13 protein-coding genes are annotated in these 12,577 nt (G+C 34.5%); 5 read left to right on the top strand and 8 right to left on the bottom strand.

What is annotated here, in order from left to right:
* Window positions 1–2: 2 nt before the first annotated feature.
* Genes FC86_RS06645 through FC86_RS01220 form a run of 3 tightly spaced genes read right to left on the bottom strand, consistent with a single transcriptional unit; the run spans window position 3 to window position 3,191 of the window.
* Complete coding sequence (locus FC86_RS06645) at window positions 3–1,262, bottom strand: threonine/serine exporter family protein (protein ID WP_056974216.1); 1,260 nt, start codon at window positions 1,260–1,262, stop codon at window positions 3–5.
* A 16-nt stretch (window positions 1,263–1,278) separates the two neighbouring features.
* Window positions 1,279–2,826 carry an ABC-F family ATP-binding cassette domain-containing protein gene (locus tag FC86_RS01225; RefSeq protein WP_056974215.1) on the bottom strand — a complete coding sequence of 516 codons (1,548 nt, stop codon included), beginning with the start codon at window positions 2,824–2,826 and terminating at the stop codon, window positions 1,279–1,281.
* Window positions 2,826–3,191, bottom strand: a complete 366-nt coding sequence (locus tag FC86_RS01220) for a hypothetical protein (protein WP_056974214.1) — start codon at window positions 3,189–3,191, stop codon at window positions 2,826–2,828. The genes FC86_RS01225 and FC86_RS01220 overlap by 1 nt, the downstream gene beginning before the upstream one ends.
* A gap of 279 nt (window positions 3,192–3,470) precedes the next feature.
* Between FC86_RS01220 and FC86_RS06705 the strand changes: the two genes are divergently transcribed.
* The gene (locus tag FC86_RS06705; RefSeq protein ID WP_420835995.1) at window positions 3,471–3,998 is read left to right on the top strand and encodes a hydrolase; all 528 of its coding nucleotides are present in this window, start codon (window positions 3,471–3,473) and stop codon (window positions 3,996–3,998) included.
* 50 nt (window positions 3,999–4,048) lie between these two features.
* On the opposite strand, the gene FC86_RS01210 is transcribed toward FC86_RS06705, so the two are convergent.
* Window positions 4,049–5,167, bottom strand: a complete 1,119-nt coding sequence (locus FC86_RS01210) for an LCP family glycopolymer transferase (RefSeq protein WP_082618814.1) — start codon at window positions 5,165–5,167, stop codon at window positions 4,049–4,051.
* A gap of 152 nt (window positions 5,168–5,319) precedes the next feature.
* On the opposite strand from FC86_RS01210, the gene pepF reads away from it, so the two are divergent.
* Window positions 5,320–7,134: an oligoendopeptidase F gene (pepF, locus tag FC86_RS01205; RefSeq protein WP_056974213.1), complete on the top strand. Its 1,815-nt coding sequence runs from the start codon at window positions 5,320–5,322 to the stop codon at window positions 7,132–7,134.
* Between the two features lie 227 nt (window positions 7,135–7,361).
* Here the strand turns inward: pepF and FC86_RS01195 are convergent, their stop codons facing one another.
* Complete coding sequence (locus FC86_RS01195; RefSeq protein ID WP_056974211.1) at window positions 7,362–7,823, bottom strand: DUF2798 domain-containing protein; 462 nt, start codon at window positions 7,821–7,823, stop codon at window positions 7,362–7,364.
* Window positions 7,824–7,973: 150 nt separating this feature from the next.
* Between FC86_RS01195 and FC86_RS01190 the strand changes: the two genes are divergently transcribed.
* Window positions 7,974–8,441: a glutathione peroxidase gene (locus FC86_RS01190; RefSeq protein WP_056974210.1), complete on the top strand. Its 468-nt coding sequence runs from the start codon at window positions 7,974–7,976 to the stop codon at window positions 8,439–8,441.
* Between the two features lie 37 nt (window positions 8,442–8,478).
* Here the strand turns inward: FC86_RS01190 and FC86_RS01185 are convergent, their stop codons facing one another.
* The 3 genes from FC86_RS01185 to FC86_RS01175 form a co-directional block, all read right to left on the bottom strand.
* Entirely contained in the window at window positions 8,479–8,925 is a 447-nt protein-coding gene (locus tag FC86_RS01185; RefSeq protein WP_056974209.1) for a hypothetical protein, read from the bottom strand.
* Between the two features lie 10 nt (window positions 8,926–8,935).
* Complete coding sequence (locus FC86_RS01180; protein WP_056974208.1) at window positions 8,936–9,340, bottom strand: hypothetical protein; 405 nt, start codon at window positions 9,338–9,340, stop codon at window positions 8,936–8,938.
* 85 nt (window positions 9,341–9,425) lie between these two features.
* On the bottom strand, window positions 9,426–10,112 hold the full coding sequence (locus tag FC86_RS01175) for a hypothetical protein (protein ID WP_056974207.1): 687 nt from the start codon (window positions 10,110–10,112) through the stop codon (window positions 9,426–9,428).
* A 193-nt stretch (window positions 10,113–10,305) separates the two neighbouring features.
* Between FC86_RS01175 and FC86_RS01170 the strand changes: the two genes are divergently transcribed.
* Together FC86_RS01170 and FC86_RS01165 are read left to right on the top strand one after the other, a co-directional pair.
* Window positions 10,306–11,031 carry a gamma-glutamyl-gamma-aminobutyrate hydrolase family protein gene (locus tag FC86_RS01170; protein ID WP_056974206.1) on the top strand — a complete coding sequence of 242 codons (726 nt, stop codon included), beginning with the start codon at window positions 10,306–10,308 and terminating at the stop codon, window positions 11,029–11,031.
* A 12-nt stretch (window positions 11,032–11,043) separates the two neighbouring features.
* Window positions 11,044–12,423 carry an APC family permease gene (locus FC86_RS01165; protein ID WP_056974205.1) on the top strand — a complete coding sequence of 460 codons (1,380 nt, stop codon included), beginning with the start codon at window positions 11,044–11,046 and terminating at the stop codon, window positions 12,421–12,423.
* The last annotated feature ends 154 nt before the right edge of the window (window positions 12,424–12,577 follow it).

The following is a 12,577-nucleotide window of genomic DNA, read 5'->3' as shown; positions in this document are numbered from 1 at the left end:
TTTTATAGCTTATATTTTTTCTCGTAATAATTATGTTGAATATGTGAAGTTAACTGCCCACATACCTGCGATAGCATAAAGCCAACCGCAATCGCAGCTGTGATAATCATCACTGTGAAGCTCAAGCGAATTGCTTCGTCAATTCCACCGATTGCTACTTGCCTGATAGCTTGATAAGCAGTGACTCCAGGAACTAGCGGCACAATGGCTGGAATATTGAAAATGATAACTGGCATTTTTTTAGTTCTTGCGAAAACGATACTTAAAATACCAACCGCAAATGCACCCAATAGATAAGCCATCATATGACCAGATCCTGAGTTAGTCCCAATCCAATAAACCATCCAACCCAACATTCCTGAAAAACCACAATAAGGTAAGGCTTTTGCTGGAACATCAACAACAACCGCAAATCCAACTGTTCCTAAGAAACTAAATAAAATATTAATTAAAACTTGTTGTTCAAATGGTAGATAAAGTGCAGTGGACAATGTTCCCATATTATTACCAGAAAATCTCAGAACCGTTGCCACCCCTCCACCAATTGCAGCAGCAGTAATCAGTGCCTCCATACCACGAGCAACACCTGTTAACAGGTGTCCTGCAAAAAGATCTCGCAGTGAGTTCATAATAGCAAGTCCTGGAACTAGTGGTAAAACACCACCTACAATTAATGCATCCATGTTTTGCGCTAAAGATAGCCGCACCATTAAAATTGCAAATGCCGCGACAACCATCGAAGCGATGACTTGCGACAAGAACTTAATATTTGTGTAACGATTAACAAGGTTATTAGCAGAGTACGCTAACATTCCCGCAATTGGTACGAGACAAAATTCAGCTAGGTTAAACTGGCCAACTGATAATACCATTAATGTTGCACTTAATAATGCTGTGGATAGCACTTTCAAGTAGTGTGAAAAAGACGGTGTATTCTCATGTATTTCATGTAACCCTTGATGTAGCTCATGTAGAGTGATTTTTCTAGCCCCAAATTCACGAGAAAGCCGATTGACACGATGAACTTTTTCTAAGTTGATTGTTCGAACATAAACTTGTGTTAATTGCACAATGGGATGATGATTAACACCCACGAATAATCCAGTTGGTGTTGAAAAAACAACTGGATCTTTTAGACCTGCGTTTTTAGCAATATGGTTAATTGTATCTTCAACACGGTACATCTCTGAACCACTTTGAATCATAATTTTTCCTGCCATTAAACAGGTGTTTAGAACAATATCAACATAGCGTTTGTTCATCTTGATGAAACTCCTTTTATTTGTTCATTGCTTCAATATCGATAACCTTATCGACCCAATCACCTTCAAAGAAATCAGCCTCATGACTAACGATGATAACGCCACCTTCATAGTCTTGAATTGCACGTCTTAATGCACCTTTTGTGGCAGTATCCAAATGGTTTGTTGGTTCATCAAGAAACATTAAATTACTAGTTTGATTCATCAAACTAGCTAACTTAACCTTCATTTGTTCCCCACCAGAAAGTGTACCAACTTCAGACATCACTTGTTGTGCAGTCAGTCCTGTTCGCGCTAAAATTTGACGTAAGTGTTTTGACTCTTGGTCTGGATATTGTGCTTGTAAAATTTGAAGTGGTGTATCTTTTTTATTGGCCCATTTTAGTGTTTGCTCAAAGTAATTGATTTTGACATTATGCGCTAATTCAATGTCTCCATCAATTTCAGGAATGATGTTGAGTAAAGTTTTTAATAGTGTTGATTTTCCAATACCATTAAACCCTTTAATCGCTACAATTTCACCATTTGCAACTGAAAAGTTAAACGGATGTTCAACCAATGCTTTTCCATCATAACCTATTTTTAAGTTTGCAGCATTTACTAGGATACGAGCAGAAATTGGTTGATAATCGAATTCTAAATTAGCTTGTTTATTAAATTTAGGCGGTGTCATTCGATCTAGTCGATTCAATTGTTTTTGACGACTTTGCGCACTTTTTGAACGAGAACCAGCTTTAAATTTACGAATATAAGCTTCTGTTTTTTCAATATGTTTTTGTTGATTTTCAAAAGCCTTCATGTACGTAATTTGGTTAGCTTCTTTTTGCTTCATTGCTTGCTCGAGACTACCTGTATATTTAGTGATTTTACCAAACTCAATATCAGCAATCACGTTAGTAATCTTGTCCAAAAAGTCTTGATCATGACTAACTACAATAAATGCGCCTGCAAAATTATTCAAGAAATCAGACAACCAATCAATATGGTTGGTATCAAGGTAGTTAGTTGGTTCATCAAGAAGTAAAACATCAGGATGTTCCAGTAATAGTTTAGCTAAAATCAATTTAGAACGCTGTCCACCAGATAGTTGACTAACATCATGCTCATACCCGATTGCATCAATACCTAGCCCACTAGCTACAACTTCAATTTTAGTATCAATATCGTAGAAACCGCGTTCTTCAAGTAATGTCTGAAGTTTACCCGCTTTTTCTAAGTATTCATCATCCATTTCAGTTGCATATTGTTCGTACAAGCCTTGCATTTTTTGTTCTTGTTCATAAAGCCAATCAAAAGCTGTACGTAAAAATTGGCGAACACTTTGTCCAGGCTTTAAGTTAGCGTATTGGTCTAAATAACCAATGTGTAAATTCTTTTGCCATGTGATTTCACCTTCATCAGGTGTCATTTCACCAGTCAAAATTTTAATTAGTGTACTTTTCCCAACACCATTTTGACCTGTAATACCTAAATGGTCTTCTTTATTTAATTGTAAAGCGGTCTCTCTGTAAATTTCTTTGTCGATAAAAGTATGTGATAAGTTATTAATTGTTAAAACTGCCATTAATTAGTTGGATGCTCTCTTTCGTATTTTTCTAATTTTGTCAAAATTTGTGCCCAATAACGATAGGGCACAATTAATTGTAGTTTACCATTTGTGATTGGAAAATCACGTTCACGTCTTTGTGTTATCTGTGCCAATTCTGCAGAAGTTAAGTTATATTTCAAAACAATTTTCTTAATTTTCAAAGAGGCTTGTGCTCTCATATAAGTCAAACTAAACATCAAAATTGCCAAAACGATTGCAATACCCAACGAAATCTCCGCAGATAAGTGAAAGTTTTGATAAGCAAGATATAGTCCCATTATAAACGTAATAAGAGCGGCAATTCCACCCATTATAATAGGAAAATAAGTTTTTGTCTTCATATTTACTCCTCTTTTCTAATTCACAGCTCCCTTATATTACAACAATGTTTCGATGTAACAATTATACCGCATTTTGTAACATTATCATCATTTGTCCGCAATAATGATAACGTATAATAGATATTGTTCAATACCTGCATGCTTAATAAAGGAGAGATTCTTATTTTTAACACTAAAAAATCAATTATTATAACATTAGCAACACTAACAATATTTTTAATTATTGGATTAGGTAATCGTCTAACTACTGTATTTGCAACCAATCAACCACAAACTTACATGGTTAATCAACAGCTAGTAAGTGAATTGACCCACGCTAAACAAATTATCACTGATTATGATAATCAGCAAGTTGAACAACAAAAAGAAACATTTAAAGCTAATGTTTTAGCTGAACAACAACGCCAAGCCCAAGTTAAAGAACAAGAACGTTTAGAAGCTGAAAAACAAGCTCAATTACAAGAACAACAACGCCAACAAGAAGTTGCTGCACAGACTCAAGCTCCAGCAGCTGTTTCTCAAGCAGCTGAACAAACTTCAAACCAAGGCACATTCAAGCTTAGTTTTTATGATCCTGCTGTTTTGGGTTCGAATATGGGTTACAGCGGTGTCGCCGCTAACTTATCTGTCTTCCCTAAAGGAACGAAACTAAAAATCACATTGTCTGACGGTACAGTATGGTATCGAACGGTTAATGATACTGGTACCTTTGCTTATTCAAATCCACGTCAACTTGACGTTGCAATGCCAAATAATCAAATTCCTTCTGCAGGTATCTTATATGCTACAGTAGAAATTGTTTCATAATTCAAAAAAGACTGGAAAGTTCCAGTCTTTTTTATTTTACTTAATAAAAATCATTCTTCACTAGATGAATGAGATTGTTGACTGGCTTTTGGTAAATTTTTTAACTTTTGATCTGAATAAATCGTGTAATTATATTCAGCATCTAAATCTTTCCAATCAACCTGCTTATTTAATTGATTTTGTTTGGTCTCTGTATTGTCGACCGTTTCTTGTGAAAGCTCTAAGTTTTGACGCAATGCATTTGAAATGCGTTGGAGTTCATCTGTTGACGCTAATTGATATGAGCCTCCTGCAAGCCAAGCATCTTTACCGTGTATGTAATCAGAACTAATCGATTGAGCAGCATGACGATAATTATTGAACAATCCTACCATATTATCGAAGCTTAAATTAGTTTGCATATTAGACTTGATAACATTAAAGATAGCTTCGAAATTGGCAACTGAATCTAATGATAATGCCTTCTTAGCAATGGCTTCAATAACTTGACGTTGACGTTTTTGGCGACCATAGTCACCTTCAGGATCATCATAACGCATCCTTGTATAGTCTAAAGCACCATGACCCGTCAATGTTCGAGGACCCTTTTCAAACTGTGTCCAACCATAATAAAAGGCAAATGGAACATCAACTTCAACACCACCAATGGCATCTACAATATTTTCTAAAGCTCCCATATTAACCGTAACATAGTAATCGATAGGGACATTAACTAATGAAGAAATGGTTTTCATTGACAGACTTGATCCTCCAATATTGTAAGCGGAGTTAACCTTTTGCATCCCCGTGCTATCATCTTGTATTTCTGTCAACATATCTCTAGGTACCGAAGTTAAAGTTGTCTTATTCGTTTTAGGATTCAAAGTTGCCAAAATCAAAGTATCTGAATTCCCGCGGTCATCCCCACGGTCAAAAGCACCTGTATCAGTCCCTAAAAGTAAAATTGAAATTGGCTTTTGGTCTTCAATAGCTGTTGTTTGTTTGTTATCAACAGGATGATAGGTTTGGTTGATAGCGCTTTTTGCATGTAAATAAACTTTAGCAAAACTAGCACCTGAAATAACAATTATTAAAACTAGCACTAACGCTAGAATATGAGTGATTTTTGTTTTCTTTCTTGTTTTCCTTGTGCGTTTTAAGCTCTCATTACGTTGATAATCATCTCTCATTAGATAACCTCCCTATTTCTCTTATTTATTCTATCTAAAATTAACGCTAAATGCATTGATTTCACTGATATTTATCAATCTTTTAGTTTTTTGATTAAATTTAAATGAATATGTGGTACCCTATTCTTAATAATACGACAGGAGGACTTACTATGAGTGACGCATCACATTTACCAAAACGACAAGATGTCCCTAAAGAACTGACATGGGACTTATCGCTTGTTTTTAAAACAGATAATGATTTTGAAAAAGCTTTCAACGAGGTTGAAAATGAAATCCCAAAAATCGAGGCTTTAGAAGATACTTTAATTAGTTCAGCTGATAATTTATTAAACGGTATCACCGAAATTTTATCAACTTGGCGAAAACTCGAAAAAATCTATGTTTACGCTAGCATGAATAGCGATGTGGATACTAATAACGCAAAATACTTAGCTTTTGATGCTAAGGCAGGCTCTTTAGCCGCTAAAGTTAGTGCAGCAACTGCTTTTCTAGTGCCGACTTTAATTCAACTATCTGATGAAGAATTAGGACAGTTCTACAAAGATAATGAAAAGCTTAAGCACTATACTCATTTCTTAGAAGAAGCACGTAATGAAAAAGAACACACATTAGATGCTAAGCAAGAACAACTCATTGCAGCTGCAGGTGATGCTTTTGGTGCCTCAGCCAGCACGTTCAACGTTTTAACTAACTCTGATATGGAATATCCCTTTGTAGAAGATGAAGAGGGTTATATGGTTCAATTATCCAATGGCCTTTACAGCCGTTTACTTGAATCTGTTGATCAAGATATTCGTCAAGGCGCATTTGAAGGTCTTTACCAAGCCTATGGTCAGTTTCAAAACACACTAGCTCAAACACTTTCTGGTGAAGTTAAACGCCATAATTATTTAGCTCAAACTCATCACTACAAAGATGCACGTGAAGCAGCTTTATCACATACTCATATCCCAACACAAGTTTACGATACCTTAGTTGAAGAAGTTAATAACCATCTTCCTTTACTACATCGTTACGTCAAACTTCGTAAAGACTTACTAGATGTGGATGAACTTCATATGTATGATATGTACGTTTCACTAATTGGTGAACCTCAATTATCTTACGATTATGACAGTGCAAAAGTCGAAGCTAAAAAAGCGCTGAGCGTTTTAGGTGACGATTATCTTGAACACGTTGATGAGATTTTCAACAACCGTTATATCGACGTTGTCGAAAACAAAGGTAAACGTTCAGGTGCATACTCAGGTGGTGCTTATGATACACCTCCTTACCAATTATTAAACTGGCAAGATAATTTAGATAACTTATACACTTTAGTTCACGAAACAGGACACTCAATGCACAGTTGGTATACGCGCCACACCCAACCTTACGTTTATGGCGACTATCCTATCTTTATTGCCGAAATTGCTTCAACAACTAATGAAAACTTGTTAACAGAATACTTACTTAACCAAGTAACTGATAAAAAGACACGCGCCTTTTTACTCAACCATTACTTAGATGGTTTTAAAGGAACTGTTTTCCGCCAAACACAATTTGCAGAATTCGAGCATTTTATTCATCAACAAGATCAAGCTGGCCAAGCCCTAACATCAGACCTACTGAGTGATTATTATGGTGAACTAAACGCACATTACTATGGTCCTGATGTCGCTTGCGACCCAGATATTGCACTAGAATGGGCTCGTATTCCGCACTTCTACATGAACTACTACGTTTACCAATACGCAACTGGATTTGCAGCGGCTTCAACACTTTCAGAAGGCATTATGAAGCAGGACTCACAAGCCATTGAAAATTACCTAAATTACCTGAAATCCGGTAGTTCAGATTACCCAATTGAAACGATGAAAAAAGCTGGTGTGGATATGACCAAACCAGACTACTTGAAAAAAGCGTTTGCTATCTTTGAAGAGCGTTTAAATGAACTCGAACAATTAATCGAGGAAGGCTTCTAAAAATGTTTTTCATTTTTGCATTACTCGTGATTCTACAATTTATAACTGGAAGAATTGATCATCGATTATTTCAGCACATCATTCCCATTGGGATAGTGTTTGTTGTCGGTTGTCGTTTAATAACCATCCCACAACATTTCACACTAAAAACAATTTCATTAACAATCTTCATAGTTATTTCACTTTATTTGATTTCATTTGTAGCAAAAAAGCTTAGATAAAATTATCTAAGCTTTTTTTGCATCCGAGTTGTTTTGAATTTTTTGTAAAAAGTAACGTGAAATTGGGCCTACAATAATTAGTTGTAATGGTAATGCCATAATAAAATTAAAGCCCCATGCTCTCAAGTACTTAGGTAAGATATCACCATGAAGTTGTCCTTGCGCAACTAGACCGTAAACAGACATTAAAGTTACCATTCCTAGGACCATGAAAAATGATAAAGTGATAATCACTTGCCATTTTTTACCTAAGTTAAGTGGTAATTTAAATGTAATTTTTTTAGCTAAAATTCCAACTATAAAATTATCTAAAATAAATGCAACAATGAATCCGGGAATAAATCCAATTAATACTCTATCAATTGCAAATGCATTATGAATAGTTAAATTATAGGCACTCATTCCTAGAACCATTAAACCGCACATGATTGTTCCAAAAATTAATTCTTCTTTATGATTTCTTGGCATTAAACTCTCTCCTCTATTTTAAACTCACTAAAGATTACAATAGCATAATAAAATTTTGCTCGTAAGTTTTTTTTGAAATTTTTGACTATACAAAAAAGACCGTCAGGATTACAATAGGAGCCACTTAGAATCAGAAAGGATGTTTTTAACATGGCTACGATTTATGATTTTTCTTTAACAGAAATGAATGGTCAACCTATCAATTTATCAGATTACAAAGAAAAAGTACTATTAATTGTCAATACAGCTAGCAAATGTGGGCTTGCACCGCAACTTGAGACGATTGAACAATTGTATCAAAGCTACAAAGATACAGGATTTGCAGTGATTGGGTTGCCTTCTAATCAATTTCATCAAGAACTAGAAAATGATCAAGAGACATCTGACTACTGTCAACGCCACTATGGCGTAACTTTTCCAATGACCCAAAAAGTAAAATTAAATGGTGATGATGCTGATCCATTAATCAACTACTTGAAAGAGCAATCTGGAAAAGGTGCCATCAAGTGGAACTTTACTAAGTTTTTAATTGGGAAAGACGGTCAACTTATTCACCGTTATGCACCGATGACTTCTCCTAAAAAAATGGAAACTGAAATCGTGAAAGCTTTAGAATAAAAGAAGATGACCACGTGGTCATCTTCTTTTTTAAAATTTATAAATTATTTGATTTTACTGCAGTCTTGAGACTGTAGTAATTAAAAAAGTATAGCCCCGATGCGACAATTGTTATCAATCTACCAATTAAATCAATTGAATTAGCTGTTTGAATATTTTTAATTGCCGATACTTGTTGTACAAATGGACTCGTCTCAAACGGATTCTGTGAATCATATACTGTAAACGATGACGATGCGACTTGATTCACATTCATCATAATATATAATGTTGCACCCGCCACAATAACAATACCCATTATCATCAAAATCGAACTCAAGTTTTTAACTTTTGGATTATTTGATTCAGAATCAAGTAATACAAAACTGATAATCAAAATTATAACTGCTGCAACAATCAGTAACCATCCCGGTAATAATAAGAAAACTAAACCTAAAATAGCATTGGTTAAGATAAAATTAGGCAAGTTACTTTTGTCACTCATAGACGATTACCTATTCTCTTTCTAGTTTCATCACTTTGTGATATTCAATAAACGCAAACACAACCGCTACTATTCTTAAAACACCAACAATAGCTCCTAACACCAATACCAAATTAGCATCTTGTGATTGTAATAAGCTCAACGCGTTGGCTTCAGACGGTATTCTAGGTGTAACGATAAAAATATTACCCCAACTAATAATTGCACTTATAATCAACAACACCGAACTCACATTGATTGTACGTAATTTATAATGTTTGTAGCTTTGGTATAAAACAAAAGCTGACGTCAAAGCAATAATAACATCTGTTAATCCTTTCAATGAAATAGTGTTTGACACCATTGGCAAAACTAACAAAATATTAACAACAGCATTAAACAACAGCACCCATGCTGTTGAACGATATGTTTTCATACTTAAAATCCTCCTTATTTTCTTTATCGTACCATACTTTTTATCATTTTTTGGTGTTGTCGTACTAAAAAAAGACTAGCTATTTCTAGCTAGTCTTTTTTTCTTCAATTAGTTGGGTTAGGGATTTATTAATAGTTTGATCATTATTATCTGGGCTCTTGAAACCTTTGGGGCGTTTATACAAGTTGTCATCATCTTTAAAGAATACGCTTCCTGGTGCTACAAACATCCAGAAATCATCTTTAATACCATTTGTTCCAGTTGACGCTTTATTCATGATACCTGCAATTTTATCACCGTTTTCTGGTAGCTTCGTCCCACTATATTCAACCGTGATGGTTTTGTTAGAAGGTGCGATAGGAGAATCTGTCATAGTACTTTTGAAATCATTTTCCTTAATATCTCCGCCCGCAAATAAAACATTGATAATTTGACCTTTCAAATTACTATCACCACGAATGATTTTATCAACTTTGACTTTTGCAAGCGTCATCGGATAATTATCATAAGGTGCTGGCTGAACACCCACAACCTCTCCACTATAAACTAAATGGCCACTTTGAATTAACTCTTGAAAATTTTTAGGATAGTAATAATAAGAAACCATCCAAGACATTTGTGTCTTGCTAGCTGCATAACTACCTTGAATAATCTCACTTGATTTATTTTGACTGTTTTCGTTAGCTGAAAATGTTGATGGCATCACAAAATAAACAACAGCCAACAATACAACACTAACCAAAATCAGTGCTATTCCCCTTTTTTTATTCATCAATATCTCCCCCAAAAAAGCCAACACTAAGTTCTAACTTAATATTTTACTATACTACTTTAACTAATAATTAGCTTTAACGCAATTCTATTAAGCATGAATTTGACTATTTTAATAAATTTGACTAGCAAAAAGTAAGTATAACACTTATTATTGAGATGATTAATTAAGTTTTACTATTAGGAGGATTTTTATGTCACACCCAATTATTGGTATTTCAGGAAGTTTTATCACAGACGAAGGAGCACCTTTTCCAGGTTACAGACGTAGTTATGTCAATGAAGACTACGTTACTTCAATAAGTGACAATGGCGGCATTCCATTTATTATTCCGTTAACCACTGATTCATCTGTTATTAAAAAACAAATTGAAGCTGTCGATGCTTTAATTTTATCAGGCGGTCATGATGTTTCGCCACGCTTTTATAACGAAGAACCAAAAGCAAAATTAGGAGATATTAGCCCTGAGCGTGATGAATTTGACTTCACACTACTTAAATTTGCGGAAGAAAAGCAAATTCCAGTACTTGGAATTTGTCGGGGCGCTCAAATCATGAATGTTTTTCATGGTGGCTCTTTACATCAAGATCTTTCTTACCGCCTAGAAGAAAGTCTTAAACATGATCAACAAAAACACCCTAACATGCCATCTCATACTGTTGAAATCAAACAAGGTTCAAAGCTTTTTGATATTTTGAAAACAAATGAGACCCTAGTTAATTCATTTCATCATCAAGTCATTAATCAACTAGCTGACACATTTGTTAAATCTGCTAAAGCACCTGACGGCGTTATCGAAGCTTTTGAAAGTCCTACTCATTCTTTCTTATTAGCAGTTCAATGGCATCCGGAAATGCTACATCGAAAATATCAATTAATGAATAATTTATTTAAATCGCTAATCAATCACACAAAATAAGAGGAGTATATCATGAATAAGAAGTTAGGTTTTTGGTCGATTGTGCTACTAACAATCAACTCAATCATTGGATCAGGAATTTTTATTTCACCAGGTTCCGTCGTCAAGATGGCTGGAACTTACACCCCAATTGTGTATGTTGCAGCCGCAATTTTTGCTTCACTACTAGCTCTATCATTTTCTTCTGCTGCAAAATATGTTTCAAAAGGTGGCGCAGCTTACGCTTATTCGCGGACAGCTTTTGGACGTAATGTTGGATTTTATGTTGGGATTACGCGTTTTATTGCAGCAAGTATTGCTTGGGGAGTAATGGCAACAAGCGTGGTTAAGACTGTTCTTGCTATTATGAAATTAGATAGTAGCAATTTCGGGTTATTAACACTTGGTTTTATTATTTTAATGTTGTTATTGCTTGTAATTAACTTGCTTGGCCCCAAAGTATTTGCACTCATCAACAATTTATCAACAATTGGTAAACTACTCGCTTTACTTACCATCATTATTTTTGGAATTTACATATTAATTAGTACCGGTGCTAATCACTTCTTGGATGTGAACAACTTCCAAAATGTAAACGGTCAGCCGTTGATTTCATCGTTTAATACATCTACTTTTGTGATGGCCACAATTACTGCTTTCTATGCTTTAAATGGATTTGAAAGTATAGCTAGTGGATCAAACGATATGCAAAAACCTGAAAAAAACTTACCTAAGGCTTTGCCTTTAGGAATGTTAATTATTGCACTTATTTATATCGGAATTGTCTCTATCTCGATGATGATTAATCCACATGCCTTAGTTTTCAGTAATCAAGTTGTTGCTTTAGTCGATATCTTTGACAATGGTATTGTGAAAAATATTGTGCTTTATGGTGCACTGATTTCAATGTTTGGCATTAACGTAGCCTCATCTTTCCACACACCTCGCGTGCTTGAAGCTATCGCTAAAGAAAAACAAATTCCTGCTATCTTTGCCAAACGTAACAAGCAAGATATTCCATTAACCTCATTTATTGTCACAATCGTAATTGCAATTGTTATCCCCATGGCTTTTCAATACAATATGACAAATATTATTATTATCAGTACAATTTCTCGTTTTGTACAATTCATTGTTGTTCCATTATCAGTTATCATGTTCTTTTATGGTAAAAATTCTGAAAAGACAATCTCAACTGCCAAAAAAAATATACTGACTGATGTCTTTGTTCCTATTATCTCACTATTTTTAACTGTTTTTCTATTAATTAAGTTTGATTGGATTGGACAGTTTTCAATTGCTGATGCAACAGGTTCACATCTCAACCTCTATGCTATATTTGCTATGATTATTGGCTATGTAATTTTGCCAATTACTTTATACTTTTTCAATCGCCATTCAAATACTAACTAGAATAACTTTTTAAAGCCCTATGATTACTGAAAGATAGTAATTATAGGGCTTTTTATATTTTTATTTTAAAACGAGCATATTATAAAAATTCAAAGCATAAAAAAAAGAGCCCTAAGGGCTCTTTTTTAATTATTTTTGGATGTTAACTGCTTGA

The organism is Holzapfeliella floricola DSM 23037 = JCM 16512 (assembly GCF_001436605.1).
GTDB classification, from domain to species: domain Bacteria; phylum Bacillota; class Bacilli; order Lactobacillales; family Lactobacillaceae; genus Holzapfeliella; species Holzapfeliella floricola.
This window is presented reverse-complemented; position numbering and strand designations above follow the sequence as displayed.